Origin of the sequence: Enterococcus sp. DIV0008 (genome assembly GCF_050542615.1) — a bacterium.
Lineage (GTDB): Bacteria > Bacillota > Bacilli > Lactobacillales > Enterococcaceae > Enterococcus_D > Enterococcus_D innesii.
Genome location: NZ_CP172937.1, coordinates 2,334,352 through 2,349,609, shown reverse-complemented (window position 1 = coordinate 2,349,609; position 15,258 = coordinate 2,334,352). Strand labels below are relative to the sequence as shown.

The following is a 15,258-nucleotide window of genomic DNA, read 5'->3' as shown; positions in this document are numbered from 1 at the left end:
AAGAAGGTGGGAAACACCAGAGAAAAATCAGCGGAAAAATCAATCAGCAACACCCCATAGCAACACAACATTTATTATATGAAGATTCATATAAGTTAGGAGAAATGTGATGAAAAAAAAGGGAACGTTCGTCTCACTGTTTATGGCTCTCATTCTTTTTATCTTTTCAGAAAGAACAGTGTTTGCGGCAGAAGCGATCAATGAGATCGTTGCACCAACTGGAGTCAAAGCATTTTTAGTACTGATTCCGTTAGTGTTAGTACTGGTTTTACTCTTTAAAAAAGTAGATATGATCATTGCTGGCTTGATTGCTGGGATATTGGCGATGATTATTGGCGGGATCAGTTTAGCTGAAGCCAATTCGCAACTGTTGGAAGCTATTCCGACGATGTTAAGTATTACGGTGCCAATCATCAATTCCGCTGTAGCGATGGCGGTCTTCAAAGCCGGTAGTTATACGGCAGCCTTAACCTTAGCCAAAAGAGGGACCAAAGGAAAAGTGGAATATGTGGCAGGGTTTATTGTCATTTTATTGGCAGCAGCGACTTATATGTCCGGGATCGGCGGCGGGAGTGCGATGGTGATCGCACCGTTAGCATTTGCGGCAGTTGGGGTGGTACCCGAATTGATCGCAGCGATGTCGTTAGCGGCAGCTGTCTCCTTTACGACTTCTCCTGCCTCTTTGGAATCTAGTATCGTGTCTGAACTAGGCGGCTTTAGTGTCGCTTCTTACGTAGATCAAATGCGCCCATTTTGGTTGTTATTCGTTGGTTTGGCGATTTTATTGGCATTCTTTGGGACCAAGCGTCGTCATCTGGGCTTCAAAGAATCAGCCAATCAAGAGTATGAAAACAAAAGCAATGGTGAATTGTTCAAAACGACACTGCCTGCGATTTTCTTGCTTTTTGCGGTCATCTTTGGTCCGTTGATCAATGACCTGATCGGCTTTGTCCTCTTTACACCGCTAGTTTATATGGTGGTCACGTTGGCGTTGATTTTTGTTTGTACCGACTTTTCGATGAATCAATCGGTGGAAGCGATGGTGGACGGATCGACGTATATTTTGACCCGCTTGTTCCAAGTGGGGATCTTTTTAGCCTTCATCAACGTGATCGCTGAAACCGGGACATTTGCTGTAATTGCAGGTGCGGCACAAAATGCCCCCGCAGCGATCGTCGTTCCCGTGGCGATCTTGACGGGTGTCTTGATTGGGATTCCCGCGGGTGCCTATGTCGGCTCCGTATTAACATTAGTGTTACCAGTTGCCGTTTCATTAGGCTTCCCAGTGTTAGCTCTTGGCTTTGTAACGATGGGGGTTGGCCTCGGGAGTCAAATGAGTTTCGTCAACATTACGATGCAAGCTTTATCTTCTGGTTTCCAAATTCCGATTCTGGATGTAGTCAAAGGAAACGTGAAGTGGTTGAGTTTAGCAGCCGTATTATTATTAGTCATCGGCTTAGTGTTTGGCTGATGGATAGGAGGAAAACATGGATTTATTGATCAAGCAAGCACGTCTTGAAGACGATGCAGAATTAGTAGATATTGCAATTTCAGAAGGAAAAATCACCGCAGTTGCACCCATCATTGAAGAATCAGCAGCAAAAACGATTGAGGCGAAAGGCAAAGTTGTGATCCCCGGATTGATCGAAAGCCATATCCACTTAGACAAAGCCTTGATCGCCGATCGTGAACCCAATAATTCAGGTACGTTGCAAGAAGCGATCCAAGTTACGGCAAAGCTCAAACCGACCTTTACCGAAGAAGACATTTATGATCGAGCGAAACGTGCATTAGAAATGCTGATCGTACATGGCACGACTGCTGTGCGCACCCATGCCGAATTTGATCCAGCACAAGGCTTCACTGGGTTTGACACCATCATGCGCTTAAAAGAAGAATACCGCGACTTGATCGATATCCAGGTCGTTGCCTTTCCGCAGGAAGGGATTTTTAAAGCACCCGGAACGGATAAAATGATGATCGAAGCGATGGAGAAAGGCGCCGATGTCGTTGGCGGCATTCCTTACAATGATGCGCCAGCCAATGAGCACATCGACTTGATCTTTGAGATCGCCAAGCGATTTGACAAAGACATTGACTTGCATCAAGATTTTGCCGACGAAGCAGACGATACATCGATCGTCTACCTGTGTGAAAAAACCATCGCAGAAGGCTATCAAGGTCGGGTATCAGTAGGACATTTGACTGCACTGCATGCCATGGAACCGGATCAGCTGGCAGAAGTCATCGATTTGATGGTCAAAGCCCAAATCAATGTGATGCCGTTGCCTGCGACCGACTTGCACTTAGGTGCCAGAAACGATGCCTACAACGTTCGCCGTGCCGTGACGCCGATTCGCAAATTACGTGATGCTGGTGTGAATATCTGTTTAGGCAGCAACAATATCCGTAACGCCTTTACGCCCTATGGCAACGGTGATTTGATTCAAATTGCTATGTTGGCTGTGCCAGTGGCGCATTTAGGCGGCGCCGATGACCTGCCGACGGTCTTGCCAATGATCACGACCAATACCGCTAAAGCATTAAATATCAAAGACTATGGAATCGCTGTTGGCAACCGCGCAGATTTGATTCTTTTAGATACTCAAAGAAAAGCCGATGTGCTGATCGATATTCCTGAACGTTTGATGGTCATCAAAAATGGCCGCATCACCGTAGAAGTCAAAAAAGAAGTGACGATCCACCGTTAGCAACAGGTCATGTTTTCTCAAGTAGTACGATTTATTCGTGCTACTTTTTTTGTCGTAGTATAGTCGAAATAAAAAAATCATTTTCTAGTCATTTATTCTTTTTTCATCTATGATAGAAAGAAAACCACTATCACGGAGAGTTCGTGTAAGAAAATCCTGTCAAAACTGTTTGACAATGCCGTAATATCAATGGATTTGAGCAGAAATCACAGCAGGTCTGCGTTAAGGTAGAAGAAGGAGGCCAAGATGACGATTGGGGAAGCACTAAAGAACCATCGAGTCACACAGCAAATGAGCCAAGAAGAAGTAGCAACAAAAATTTTAGTGACCCGCACATCGATCTCAAATTGGGAAACCGGCAAGACGGTACCAGACAGTTTGAATTTATTAAAACTGAGTACCCTTTATGGGTGCAGTGTCGATGAGCTATTAAAAAAGGAGCGAGCAGGAATGAAAAAGAACTTTCGTACGATGACCTATGGTGCTGGATTGAAAGATGGAACGATGCGTTTAAAAATCGAGACCGATGCCAGCAAGTTTTTCCCACGAGGGGTTGAAGTCAAAGCATCCGTCGATTTGGAAACAGGAGAAGTGACCTTTTTTGTCGAGCAAGAGGATTTGGAAAAACTGAAAGCAGCTACTGAAGAAAAATAATTTTTTTATACAGTTTTTTGCTGAATTTTGTTTGGACAAGAGAAAAAAGTGATGGATAAAAAAACACGAGCCTAGCTGCATCGTGTTTTTTTATGTGGGATGAAAGAGGGCTGAGGGAATCGATGAAAGCTGGTTCTGTTTGTTCTTGGCTGCTATTTTCAAGGTTTGTAAGGTTTAAGGGAAAGCGAAAAGATGCAAATGGCGATATACAATATATAGTGAATAGATCGATTTTCATCTAAATGAAGCACAATATGTAGTATTTACTTTTTTAAGAGATTGTGTAAAATAGCAGGTGTAGTGAAGAAGGAGCTGTTGTTTTTGAGAGTAACTGTATGTTGCGGCACCCGTTTAGAAAATGAGAAAAAGTTGGCAAAGACCGCTCGTGCTATCGGCAATGCCTTAGCAAAAAATCACATCGAGTTGGTTTATTGCGGCCCTTTGGCTGGCTTGATGAGGGAGATCGTGAAAGGGGTCTTTGAAAAAGAAGGCGCAGTGACGGGGATCTATCCATCAGGTTCCTTTGCAGAAGATTTGCCGCCAATCGTCACTGGATCAAGCACATACACCGAGTTCTATACGGATACAAGGGATGAACAAACGCAACAATTATTGGAAATGAGCGATGCCTACCTTGTATTACCTGGTGGATTTGGTACACTAGAGGAGTTGTCATCAGTATGCTCTTTTTTGACTCTTGGGAAATTGCCAGTCAAGCCGATCGGTGTGTTAATGAACGAAGGCTTGAAGGATGGACTGAAGCCGCTGCTAACAATGTTTGAAGCTTGGGCTGAACTGCCGGAAACGCTCTTTTTCCTATCTGACGTTGAGTCGTTGATCCAACGATTGGCGGCGAAGGGGTCAGGAAAGGATTGCTTGGCAGGATGAAGCAGGTCTATTTAGCTGGACCGTTTTTTTCAAACGAACAAGTCGCACGACTCAAACAGGTAGAACGCAGTTTAGCGGAAAATCCGCAACCCTTGGCGATCTATTCGCCGCGCCTGTATCAAGAAGGTTCATCTGAACCCAATCCACCGGAATGGGCGAGAGAAATTTTTGAAAAAGACATGCCGGAATTGACACGAGCCGACGTCGTCGTTGTCGTTGTGGATTACCATGGTGGAATCCCTGATCCGGGAACAGCCTTTGAAATCGGCGCAGCACACGTACGAAATAAACCAGTGATCGCTTTTCATGAAAAAGCTGCGGCGGTCAATCTGACGTTGACGGAGTCGGTACAAGCGTATTTGACTGATTTGGCGGCACGAACAGCGTATGATTTTGAAGAGATGGCGCACCGAGCATTTGTCGGTGACTATATTTAATAAAGGATGGATGAATGTGTTATTAATCGCAGGTACGATCGGGGCAGGAAAAAGCAGTTTGACTGATTTTTTATCGAAGGAAATGGCGTCGAAGCCTTTTTATGAAAACGTGGAGGACAACGATGTTCTGCCATTGTTTTATTCCAATCCAGAACGATACGCTTTTTTATTGCAGATTTTTTTCTTAAACAAAAGTTTTTTAGGGATGCGGGAAGCGTTGTCGAATGATGACAATGTCATTGATCGCTCCATCTATGAGGACAGTTTGATGTTTCATCTAAATGCCGATCTAGGTCGCATCGCACCGATGGAGGTCGAACAATACGATAACCTGTTGAACACGATGCTACGGGAATTGGAAGAATCGGCGCCGTTGAAACATCCAGATTTAATGGTTCATATCAAAGTTTCCTTGGATACGATGATCGAACGGATCAATAAACGTGGCCGTTCCTATGAACAAATTGCCAATGATCCGACATTGTACGACTATTACAAAGAATTGAATCAGCGATATGATGAATGGTATGAAAACTTTGACGTTTGTCCGAAAATGCAAATCGATGGGGATCAATTGGACTTTGTTGCCAATGAAGACAACCTCATAGTGATCCTCGAGATGATCCAAGAAAAATTGGCAGAGGTCCGTCAGACCCATGGCAAAGGCCACTATTGTACGGACAAAGCCATCGCAAAAGGTGATTTTTCCAAGAAAAATTAAAGCAGAGAAGCAACCGATGATTCTTGCCAGCTGGTTGAAAAGCAGTCATCCCTGTCAGCTTTTTTATGATTAATCGAAGTGCTTGAAAACGCTGATTTTACAGGATTAAAGAGCAATCATTGTTGTCAAAGCAATTATTCAATGGCGTTTGGAGTAAACAAAAGGAAATTGGTCAGCACCGAAGACGCCGTTTTCGGTGCTTTAGTGTTTCAATTATCTATTGAGAGACACATTCGCGCCAGACACCAGCAGCAAAGGCAATGACTCGTGTTGGTGTATCAAGAGTCTGTCCATGTGGTCACTAGGGTGAGTTACTAGCTGATTGAGTGCATCAAGTGTTATTCAAACGGGTGAATGCTGCGCGATACTAATAGTAGATACAATCACCAGCACTTCATTGAAGAATATTTTGCCTAAAAGTAGAGAGATTCGCTTGTAGTCTATTGCCAAGCGAATGCTTCTCTTTTTTTATTGCTAAGGGCTGTTTTGTGCCAGCGTATGATTTGATCAAGAAAACATCGCTACGATTATATCGAAAAGTTTCTGAAAAAAATTTGCATATTCATCTTTTGCTCCGTATACTAGTTTAGGACGTTGTTTATAAAACGCTGTATCATCGTACATATTTTTTGATAGGAGGAATTGCATGAAAGAAAAACGAAAAGTCTTGCGTCCGTTAGGATCAGGGTTTGCGATGGCGGTTCCTTTGTTTATAGGGATTCTTGTTCAGGACCCTTTGATAAGTTCTGTGGGGGCGATGGGGGCTTTTTCATACTTGGCTTTTCAACATCGGTCCCTTTTTTATAATCTGCGCGCCATTTTGACACACGGCGCGGCGTTGTTGCTGGCCTTTATTTTAGGTGCTGGGACAGCACTGATTCCTTGGAGCGCGCCTTTTATTATCGGCGCTTTATCGTTTTCCGCGTTTTTGTTGTCAAAAGTGATGCGGATCCCCAAGCCGGATTATTTCTTCGTGTTGATGCTTTATGCCACCGGCTTTAACTTTCACGCCGCTCATCTTGGAGAAATCTTGCACCACAGTTCCTATTTGCTTTACGGCATCGCAGGCTCGCTGCTTGCTGGACTGGTGATTTCGTTAGCTGAACAGCTACCGTTGAAAGAAGAAAAAACGGCCTTTCAACAACTGAGCTTGCACGAGAAATATTCGCTGGCATTATCTCAGCAACCAGAAATGGTCATCAAGGCGTTGCACTTTTCTTTGATCTTGTTTATTGCCACCTACATTGCCTATCTGTTGCGGGACAGCAACGGGTATTGGATCTTGATTTCTGCTGCTGCCGTCTTGGCAGGAGAACATATGGAAAAAATCAAAAATCGCACGATCGGCAGGGTACTGGGAGGAATTGTAGGGCTGCTGCTGGGTTTCTTATTGATGTCCTTGCATATGCCCCTTGAAGCGATCGCAGTGGTATTGATCATTCTAAACATATTGACGGAGTTTTTTATGCCAGTCAATTATACCGTTGCTAATTTCTTTACCAACCCACAAGTCCTGCTGTTAATGACGATCGGTACTAGTTTTACGCCACTGAAATTGATCCCATTGCGTTTTTCAGGGGCATTGATTGGCAGCGTGCTGGCAATGCTGTTGATCTTTCTAATGGATTGGGCAGTAAAGCAAATGGAGCAAGCGCTAGGAAATAAGCCAGAAGACACGACGGATCAAACACAATAGCATGCACCATCATCGATAAGCAAGAGCAGCTGCTCTTGCTTTTTTTGCATCTGATCCTCTATCTAAACGTTTTCTCCATCGGATAGGAAAAATAAGGAAAATATGAAATAATCGAGCAAAGGTTCCTATTTTGAAATAGAAGCGTTTACATTTTTGCAAACTAAAGTGGCAGAAACATCTACTTTTTTTGTTGTAAGCGAAATCATATACTCAAATCAGAGAAGGAGAGAAAGTTGTGAAAAAACGAATCGTAGATGTTTTGCATCGCCTGTTGGTGACTGATTATCCACTATCCATCGAGCAACTGGCAGAAGAGACCGCAGCGAGTGGGCGGACGATCCGCAATGATTTGAATGAGATCAACACGTTTCTTGCTGGCTTACACATCGGACCGATCCAAACCCTTCGAGGAAAGGGCATCCTTTTGAAAATGCCCTCAAAGCAGCAAGCCATCGTTTGGCAGGCATTACAGGCACAACAGTCGGAATATATGACCCGTGAAGAGCGTAGTTTTGATCTGCTACTGCATCTGACATTTTCAAAAGAGATCCTGGTGTTGAATAAAAAAGAAGAAGCGTACCAGATATCGAAAAGCAGCATGGATGAAGACATGCGCCGTTTGCGGGCGGACATCAATAAATATGGCATTGAGATCATTAGTCTAGGAAAAAAAGGACTGCGGTTGAATGGATCGGAACGAGCGATTCGGACGATGATTTTTGACATCATCAATCAGCGGATCGGTAGGCTGCCACTTGATAAACAGACCCCAGATTTAGTCTTTACGAAATTGCTTTATCGCTATTTGCCGCAAAAAGAAATCAAACAGATCCAACAAGTGATGCAAGCAGTGTTGCCGCCAAATCAAAATGAGTTGTATAGCAGCCAAATCTTATTGTTTACCGCCATTTGGCTGATGCGCATCAGAATGAAGGAATTTATCACTCGCATGAATTGGTCTACTTCCAGCAATCCGCTCCAAGGGTCAGCCTATATCCAGGCGATCGCTGAAACCTTTTCGATCGAGCCACCAGAAATCGAAGTCAACTATCTTTCTTTCATCATCGAATCACTGAATTTTAAAGATTTGTCCAATTCCATCGAATGGGCGCATGCGCAACTCTTGTCGCTGCAGCTGATCCAATTTGTGGAATGCCAAACCAAGATCCCTTTTAGTAAAAAGGAAGAAGAGTTGTTAGAGGGATTGTATAAACATATGGCCGCGCTGATCGTTCGAGCCAAGAGCGGCATTCAAGTACCCAATCCGATCAAAGAGACCGTTCGCAAAAATTATGGACAAATCTACCAAGCCGTCAAGGGGTTCGCTCCTACGATCGAAGAGATCGTAGGGCAACCACTATCAGAAGATGAATTGACATTTCTCGTGATCCATTTTTCTACAGCCCTAAGTTCATTGAACCACGAGATTATTACGAGCTATAAGGCGGTCGTTGTCTGTAACCATGGAATGGCAACCGGCAATCTGCTGGCAGCCAGCCTCAAGGAGAAGTTTCCAGAAGTAGAAGTTGCGGCAGTCTTGAATTCACAAGAAGTCAATTTGATTACGAAATTCGATGTGGATCTAGTTTTTTCAACCTATGAGATCGATTATCGAGAAAAGCCAGTATTACTGATCCCACCGATCATCAATGAAGAAAATCACCAAGTGATCCGTCGTTTCTTAAACAACAATGAACAATTCAAACGGATCGCCTTTGACCAAAAAAATGCCACGCTGTTCTTCAATCAGTTGCTTACAGTCATTGAAGAAAGCGGCGGGACGATCGATGCTGCCGCCTATCGCAAATTGACCCACCTGTTTGAACAAAATCAATTAGCCATTAATGCAAGGGAGATTCAGCCAATGTTAAAAGATGTTTTATCCGCGAGTCATATTCAATTAAACGTTCCTGTTCAAAATTGGGAAGAAGCCATTGAACGCTCGGCGCAGCCGCTAGTAAAAGAACAGATCATCGAACAACGCTATATCGAGGCAATGGTTGCGGCGGTGGAGGAATACGGTCCTTATATCGTCATTGGCAAACATTTGGCGCTGGCGCATGCCCGACCAGAAGATGGCGCCCGGCAGTTGGGTGTGAGTGTCCTCACCTTGGCGCCGCCAGTCGCATTTGGGAACCCAGAAATGGACCCTGTCAAAATCATTTTTTGCTTGGCTGCGGTGGACTCCTACTCTCATCTTGCCATCATGAAGGAATTGATCGAACTGATCAATGATGAAGAAAAAGTCACGCAGTTGCTGGCTTGCTCTACGATTGAAGCTTTTCAATCATTGCTATTTTCATAAAAAAAAGAAAAGGGGAAGAATCATGAACAAATTATCGATCTTATTCGTATGCGGTGCAGGTCTTGGCAGCAGCTTTGCGGCTCAGATGTCAACAGAAGATGTCTTAACGAAATTAGGAGTGGAGGCGAAATTGGATCATGTGGATATCTCATCAGCAGTATCAATGAAACCAGACATCATCATTACAGCAGAGAATTTTCGGACGCAATTTGAAAAGTTTGCTTTGGACCCGACAACCGCAATCATTTATTTACGCAACATTGTTTCAAAACCAGAAATCGAAGAAAAAATCATGCCGGTATTAACGGAAAAAGGCGCACTGTAAGGAAGGGTCATGACGAAGGGAGTTTGAAAAAATGGGCATCATCAATTTTATTATTGATAATATTTTAACGCAGGCATCGATCACGATCGCCTTGATCGCGATGTTAGGACTGCTGCTTCAGAAAAAGTCAGCAGGTCAAGTCATTTCAGGAAGTTTGAAGACGCTATTGGGCTTTCAGGTTTTAAGCGCTGGTTCTAGCATCATCGTCGGTAGTTTGACCTATTTCGGCGAGATTTTCACAGAAGGATTCGACATGCAAGGCATAATCCCTTCCATCGAAGCCATCAACGGGCAAGCGATGAATGAGTTGGGCTTGGGGCGGGACATAGCGCTGACATTTTTAGCCATCTTTGTTTTTAATATTTTATTGGCACGCTTTACGAAATGGAAATATATTTTCTTAACGGGTCAAGCCATTTTATGGATGGCGACCATGACGACGGTCTTTGGCTATTTCGCTGGTTTACGGGGCGTTGTCTTGATTCTTGTCGGTGGGCTGATTGGGGCAATCTTTGCCGTAGCGATGCCAGCGATGGCTCAGCCTATCATCCGTAAAGTCACTGGGTCAGATGACATTGCTCTCGGACATTTTTGTACGATCGGCTACCTCTTTGAAGCAGGCGTTGCCTATCTGTTTGGAGAAAGAGGCGAGAAGAAAAAATCGATCGAAGACATCAAACTGCCACGTTCTTTTGAATTTTTACAAGACACCTATCTTTCTGTCATGGTCGTGATGGTTCCACTGTATATCGTGACGGTCTTGTTTGCTGGAGAAACCTTTGCTTCTACGCTCTCTGGTGATCAAAACTATATCATGTATGCCTTCTTGCAAGCCATCCAATTCGTGGTTGGGGTCTATGTTTTGTTAGCAGGCGTTCGGTTGCTCTTAGGCGAGATCATCCCTGCGTTTCGTGGGATCGCTATGAAATTGGTGCCTGATGCAAAACCAGCACTCGATTGCCCAGTATTCTTCCCATATAGCCCAAATGCAGTTATTTTAGGCTTCATTACTACAACGATTGGGACAGTCATCGCCATGTTCGTTTTACCAGTCTTTGGCTTGGCGATGATCTTGCCAGGTATGCTGACGAACTTCTTTGCCGGCGGCACCGCTGGGATCTTCGGCAATGCGGTCGGTGGACGTCGAGGGGCGATCATCGGAGGGATCTTCCACGGCTTTTTCATTACATTACTGCCAGCCCTACTTGTGACGATCTTCAATAAAATGGGCTTTGTTAACGCTACGGCAACCGATGTGGATACCGTCACGGCAGCCCTGCTATATGCTTGGATCATCAGTCCCTTATTGAAAAACTTTTAATCGCTAGGAGGAAGACGCATGTTCTCTTTTTTCAAAAAAGAAAAAAAGCCCACAGAAACACCAGCGGTTCCTTTGACCGCTGAAGAAAGCCAAGAGGCAGAAGTGCTTATTGCAACCTTAGAAAGTCAGTTGCAAGCAGAAACTGACAGCGACGAACAAGCAAAATTGTATGAAGCGTTAGGCTTAGCGCAGGCTAAACTTTCTCGCACAGAAGAAGCGATCGACGCATTGGAAAAAAGCTTGCAGGCGAAAAAATCGATCGGGGACGGCTACAAAAAACTGATGTCCCTTTACAATGCTCAGCGTGCCGCCGCCGCACGAAACGGCGACGATGCAAAGATCGACTATTACATGGACAAAATGGAAGAAATGCGGCAAATCGCCAAACAACTTACGATCAGCGGCAATTAAACTAGACGAGGTGGAATCAAGGATGTATACAACATTAAAAGAAGTAACGAAAACAGCAGAAGCATTGAATTTTACAGTGGGGGCTTTTAATACCCATAATTTAGAAATGCTACCAAGTATGCTGCGGGCAGCCAAAGAGATGGGGGCACCCATCATCATTCAAACAAGTATCGATACGGCGAAATACATCGGCTATGATGTCTTGGTCAATGTCGTCAAAACGATTGCCGATCACGAGCTAGTGGACGCTGTCTTGCATTTGGACCATGCCAGAGATTTCGATGAGATCAAAGCAGCGATTGATAGCGGCTATAGCTCGGTGATGTATGATGGCTCGCATTTGCCCTTCAAAGAAAACATTTTGAAAACGCGCGCAGTCGTCGAATACGCCCATGCCCATGGGGTGTCCGTCGAAGGAGAATTAGGAACGATCGGCGGCACAGAAGAGGGCATTCATGTGGAAGAAGACGATAAAGTCTTCACACGCCCAGAAGATGCGGTAGAATTTGTCGCTGCTACTGGCGTCGATGCGCTAGCCATCGCTATCGGAACCAATCACGGTCAATTCCGCTCCAAAACCGAAGTGAATGTTGCGTTATTGAAGGAAATCCATGCGGTCGTAGACGTGCCGCTAGTCATTCATGGAGGAACTGGCGTCAAAGAAGAAGATTATCCTGAATTGATCAATAACGGCATTCGCAAGTTTAATGTAGGTACTGAATTGTTGGTGAATTGGACGAAGATCGCAAAAGAAAATTTTGGGGCAACGGAAGTCAACAAATCATTGCGCCACAACGTGATCCCATCCAATGAAGCCATCAAAGAAATCGTCAAGCACAAGATCGGCCTTTTCATGAATACGAAAGCGCCGACTGCGATCGGCAAATAGATGGTACGCAAAAAGATGCTTGTTTTATTGGCAGGCAGCCCTGGAACTGGAAAAAGTTATTTACTGAATCTGTTGAAGACACGTTTTCCTGATCTTTTCGCACTTACGCCGGATGAAATCAAAGAGTGCTATGCCGAATCCCTTGGCTTTGATTCATTGGCAGAAAAAGCCCAGATCGAAAAACAGTATGTTTGGCCTTTTTACTATCAGGCATTAGGCTTGTACATGTCTTTAGGAAAACGTTTGGTGGTCTCGGAATACCCTTTTAGTGAAAAGCAGAAGCCCTTGCTGAATTTTCTCGCCCAAAGCTATGGCTATGACTGCTTGACCATACGTTTGACAGCCTCTTTTGAAACCTTATGGGAAAGACGCTTCTTACGTGATCGTGCGGATGACCGCCATTTGAGTTTTATCATGGAACGATACCATTACGGGGATGTGCTGGAAGATAGACAAGCTGCAACCAACCATATAACCAAAGAAGCGTTTCGGCAAATCATCACCGATCGCCGTTACGATGACTTTCAGTTAGGGGAGCTTATCGAAGTCAATGTGGAAGATTACGAGCAAGTGGATTATCGTCCATTGATCGAGAGAATCGCAATTGAGCTAAGTAAATAAGCAAAGCAGTGGGCGTTATACCTGGTCTAGGTACATGCCAACTGCTTTTTTTGATGAGCTATTTCTCATGACTCAGCTTTTGGGGAAGTTTAGCTGTCAAAGCAAGACGGATTGTTGCTTATGTCTCAGAAGACTTTCTTTTGCAAAACCGGCGATTTCCTCTAGAATAAGAAGCATAACAGAGAAATGGAAAAGGCGGGGAATGGATGAAAGATTATTTTACGCAATACAAACGCCTGTTATCGATCGCTGAAGCAGGTTTGTACTATGGCAAAGATGTGTACGATAAGGAACGTTATCAAGAAATCAAAGAGTTGGCATTGCATTTGATGAGTACCGTCGTGGATCAAGACGCAGCTGCGTTGACCCTTTTAACAGAAAAAAATGAGGGGTATCCTACGCCTAAAGTCGATGTACGAGCATTGATCCAAAAAGATGAAAAAATTTTGCTAGTGGAAGACAGCCTGACGAAAGAATGGTCACTGCCGGGTGGCTATGCAGAAATTGGTTTGACACCACGGGAAAACATCAAAAAAGAAGTGCTGGAAGAAACCGGCCTGCTAGTAGAGGTCAAAGAGCTACGTGCAATTTTTGATACGAATCTAAGACAAGACATTCCGCAAGTGTTTCAATACTATAAGTTGGTCTTTGAATGTGAGGTTCTGGCAGGGGACTTCATCAAAAACAGTGAAACCTCCAACAGCGATTACTTTGCGTTGAACGAGTTGCCAAAGCTTTCCATCAAGCGCACCACCAAGGAACAGCTGGAGCAATTGGTGAATGAGAAGGCGTTACACGTGGATTAGAAACAACTAAGGGTAAGATGTTGGAAAAAGCGTTTTATTGGTTTTTTTAACCGGATAATATTTACTTGCAGATAAAGTTGGTTTATGATTGATTTCGTCGTTTTCATTATAAAAAATCAAGCAATCGTGATACCTTTGCTTGATTGCTGGAGGAGTAAAAATGAAGAATCAAATCAATTCCTTTTTTGGGCTGGATGCCCTACAAACAACGGTCAAACGAGAAATCTTAGCTGGATTTACCACCTTTATCTCAATGGCCTATATTTTATTCGTCAATCCAACGGTCCTTGGGGCATCTGGGATGGACGAAGGTGCCGTCTTTACAGCAACGGCGTTAGCCAGTGCATTGGGCTGTATCTTGATGGGAGTTCTAGCAAAATACCCGATCGCTACGGCACCCGCATTAGGGATCAACGCTTTCTTTTCTTATTCAGTCTGTATTGGAATGGGGGTTCCATGGCAAACAGCATTAGCCGGTGTGTTTGTGGCATCACTGATTTTTATCGTGATCACGATCTTCAAATTACGGGAGCTGATCATTGATGCGATCCCTGCTGATTTAAAATATGCCATCTCTGGGGGGATCGGTCTGTTCATCGCCTTTCTGGGATTGAGCGAAGGCGGGATCATCGTTTCCGACGATTCGACCCTTGTGGCATTAGGTTCATTGAGTGTCGGTACAACGTGGCTGACGATTTTTGGTTTAGTGATCACTGCCGTCTTGATGGTTCGCCGAGTTCCTGGCGGAATTTTTATCGGGATGGCCGCAACAACTGTTTTAGGTCTTTTGACTGGCTTGATCCAAGCACCATCCAGTATCGTTTCTGCTGCACCAAGTATTTCTTCCACATTCTTAGTGGCGCTCAACCATGTAGGAGACATCAACTCCCTGCAAATGTGGGTCGTGGTGCTGACTTTCTTACTCGTCACTTTCTTTGATACCGCAGGCACCTTGGTGGGACTTGCCAACCAAGCGGGCTTCATGAAAGACAACAAAATGCCACGAGTCGGCAAAGCACTTGCTTCTGACTCCACTGCCATGCTCGCCGGTTCTTTATTAGGGACCTCACCAGTAGGGGCGTATGTGGAATCTTCCGCTGGGATCGCCGTGGGCGGTCGTTCTGGCTTGACTGCCGTGACGACGGGAATTTTCTTCTTGTTCGGCTTGTTCTTTTCACCATTGCTATCCGTTGTCACTTCTCAAGTGACCGCACCAGCACTGATCGTCGTAGGTGTATTGATGGCGCAATCGCTGCGAGAAATCAAATGGCACGAAATGGAAATTGCAATCCCAGCCTTCTTGATTCTATTAGGCATGCCGTTGACCTACAGCATCTCCGATGGGATCGCGTTGGGCTTTATCTTTTACCCAATCACCATGTTAGCAGCCAAACGCGGCAAAGAAGTCTCACCGATCATGTACGGCTTGTTCTTTGTCTTTCTTGGGTTTATGTGGATTTTGAATGTGTGATA

The 15,258-nt window shown here is 44.5% G+C and carries 15 protein-coding genes; all 15 read left to right on the top strand.

Annotation, left to right across the window (positions count from 1 at the left end; genetic code table 11):
* The first annotated feature begins 109 nt into the window (after nucleotides 1-109).
* Complete coding sequence (locus IGI84_RS11100; RefSeq protein WP_005225442.1) at nucleotides 110-1,471, top strand: hypothetical protein; 1,362 nt, start codon at nucleotides 110-112, stop codon at nucleotides 1,469-1,471.
* Between the two features lie 16 nt (nucleotides 1,472-1,487).
* Nucleotides 1,488-2,711 carry an amidohydrolase family protein gene (locus IGI84_RS11095; protein WP_430600387.1) on the top strand — a complete coding sequence of 408 codons (1,224 nt, stop codon included), beginning with the start codon at nucleotides 1,488-1,490 and terminating at the stop codon, nucleotides 2,709-2,711.
* 246 nt (nucleotides 2,712-2,957) lie between these two features.
* Entirely contained in the window at nucleotides 2,958-3,365 is a 408-nt protein-coding gene (locus IGI84_RS11090) for a helix-turn-helix domain-containing protein (protein ID WP_008379091.1), read from the top strand.
* Between the two features lie 321 nt (nucleotides 3,366-3,686).
* Nucleotides 3,687-4,253 carry an LOG family protein gene (locus tag IGI84_RS11085; protein WP_430600386.1) on the top strand — a complete coding sequence of 189 codons (567 nt, stop codon included), beginning with the start codon at nucleotides 3,687-3,689 and terminating at the stop codon, nucleotides 4,251-4,253.
* Entirely contained in the window at nucleotides 4,250-4,690 is a 441-nt protein-coding gene (locus IGI84_RS11080) for a nucleoside 2-deoxyribosyltransferase (protein ID WP_325810895.1), read from the top strand. Before IGI84_RS11085 ends, IGI84_RS11080 begins: the two co-directional genes overlap by 4 nt.
* A 16-nt stretch (nucleotides 4,691-4,706) precedes the next feature.
* Nucleotides 4,707-5,411: a deoxynucleoside kinase gene (locus tag IGI84_RS11075; protein ID WP_430600385.1), complete on the top strand. Its 705-nt coding sequence runs from the start codon at nucleotides 4,707-4,709 to the stop codon at nucleotides 5,409-5,411.
* 646 nt (nucleotides 5,412-6,057) lie between these two features.
* Nucleotides 6,058-7,107 (top strand): FUSC family protein, encoded by a 1,050-nt coding sequence (locus tag IGI84_RS11070; RefSeq protein ID WP_077452806.1) that lies wholly within the window; start codon nucleotides 6,058-6,060, stop codon nucleotides 7,105-7,107.
* A gap of 235 nt (nucleotides 7,108-7,342) precedes the next feature.
* Nucleotides 7,343-9,412 carry a BglG family transcription antiterminator gene (locus tag IGI84_RS11065; RefSeq protein WP_430600384.1) on the top strand — a complete coding sequence of 690 codons (2,070 nt, stop codon included), beginning with the start codon at nucleotides 7,343-7,345 and terminating at the stop codon, nucleotides 9,410-9,412.
* 22 nt (nucleotides 9,413-9,434) lie between these two features.
* On the top strand, nucleotides 9,435-9,737 hold the full coding sequence (locus tag IGI84_RS11060; protein WP_220426853.1) for a PTS sugar transporter subunit IIB: 303 nt from the start codon (nucleotides 9,435-9,437) through the stop codon (nucleotides 9,735-9,737).
* 31 nt (nucleotides 9,738-9,768) lie between these two features.
* Nucleotides 9,769-11,058 (top strand): PTS sugar transporter subunit IIC, encoded by a 1,290-nt coding sequence (locus tag IGI84_RS11055; RefSeq protein ID WP_430600382.1) that lies wholly within the window; start codon nucleotides 9,769-9,771, stop codon nucleotides 11,056-11,058.
* 18 nt (nucleotides 11,059-11,076) lie between these two features.
* Nucleotides 11,077-11,469: a tetratricopeptide repeat protein gene (locus IGI84_RS11050; RefSeq protein WP_430600381.1), complete on the top strand. Its 393-nt coding sequence runs from the start codon at nucleotides 11,077-11,079 to the stop codon at nucleotides 11,467-11,469.
* Between the two features lie 22 nt (nucleotides 11,470-11,491).
* Nucleotides 11,492-12,358, top strand: a complete 867-nt coding sequence (locus IGI84_RS11045; RefSeq protein ID WP_005234664.1) for a class II fructose-bisphosphate aldolase — start codon at nucleotides 11,492-11,494, stop codon at nucleotides 12,356-12,358.
* On the top strand, nucleotides 12,359-12,979 hold the full coding sequence (locus IGI84_RS11040; RefSeq protein ID WP_142424217.1) for a zeta toxin family protein: 621 nt from the start codon (nucleotides 12,359-12,361) through the stop codon (nucleotides 12,977-12,979).
* A 206-nt stretch (nucleotides 12,980-13,185) separates the two neighbouring features.
* Nucleotides 13,186-13,785: an NUDIX hydrolase N-terminal domain-containing protein gene (locus tag IGI84_RS11035; RefSeq protein ID WP_430600379.1), complete on the top strand. Its 600-nt coding sequence runs from the start codon at nucleotides 13,186-13,188 to the stop codon at nucleotides 13,783-13,785.
* Between the two features lie 160 nt (nucleotides 13,786-13,945).
* Entirely contained in the window at nucleotides 13,946-15,256 is a 1,311-nt protein-coding gene (locus tag IGI84_RS11030; protein WP_081116571.1) for an NCS2 family permease, read from the top strand.
* Nucleotides 15,257-15,258: the final 2 nt, after the last annotated feature.

Bases quoted from the DNA above. Each gene is read 5' to 3' on its own strand.
- IGI84_RS11100 (WP_005225442.1), top strand. From the start codon at position 110: ATGAAAAAAAAGGGAACGTTCGTCTCACTGTTTATGGCTCTCATTCTT.
- IGI84_RS11095 (WP_430600387.1), top strand. From the start codon at position 1,488: ATGGATTTATTGATCAAGCAAGCACGTCTTGAAGACGATGCAGAATTA.
- IGI84_RS11090 (WP_008379091.1), top strand. From the start codon at position 2,958: ATGACGATTGGGGAAGCACTAAAGAACCATCGAGTCACACAGCAAATG.
- IGI84_RS11080 (WP_325810895.1), top strand. From the start codon at position 4,250: ATGAAGCAGGTCTATTTAGCTGGACCGTTTTTTTCAAACGAACAAGTC.
- IGI84_RS11070 (WP_077452806.1), top strand. From the start codon at position 6,058: ATGAAAGAAAAACGAAAAGTCTTGCGTCCGTTAGGATCAGGGTTTGCG.
- IGI84_RS11060 (WP_220426853.1), top strand. From the start codon at position 9,435: ATGAACAAATTATCGATCTTATTCGTATGCGGTGCAGGTCTTGGCAGC.
- IGI84_RS11055 (WP_430600382.1), top strand. From the start codon at position 9,769: ATGGGCATCATCAATTTTATTATTGATAATATTTTAACGCAGGCATCG.
- IGI84_RS11050 (WP_430600381.1), top strand. From the start codon at position 11,077: ATGTTCTCTTTTTTCAAAAAAGAAAAAAAGCCCACAGAAACACCAGCG.
- IGI84_RS11045 (WP_005234664.1), top strand. From the start codon at position 11,492: ATGTATACAACATTAAAAGAAGTAACGAAAACAGCAGAAGCATTGAAT.
- IGI84_RS11040 (WP_142424217.1), top strand. From the start codon at position 12,359: ATGGTACGCAAAAAGATGCTTGTTTTATTGGCAGGCAGCCCTGGAACT.
- IGI84_RS11035 (WP_430600379.1), top strand. From the start codon at position 13,186: ATGAAAGATTATTTTACGCAATACAAACGCCTGTTATCGATCGCTGAA.
- IGI84_RS11030 (WP_081116571.1), top strand. From the start codon at position 13,946: ATGAAGAATCAAATCAATTCCTTTTTTGGGCTGGATGCCCTACAAACA.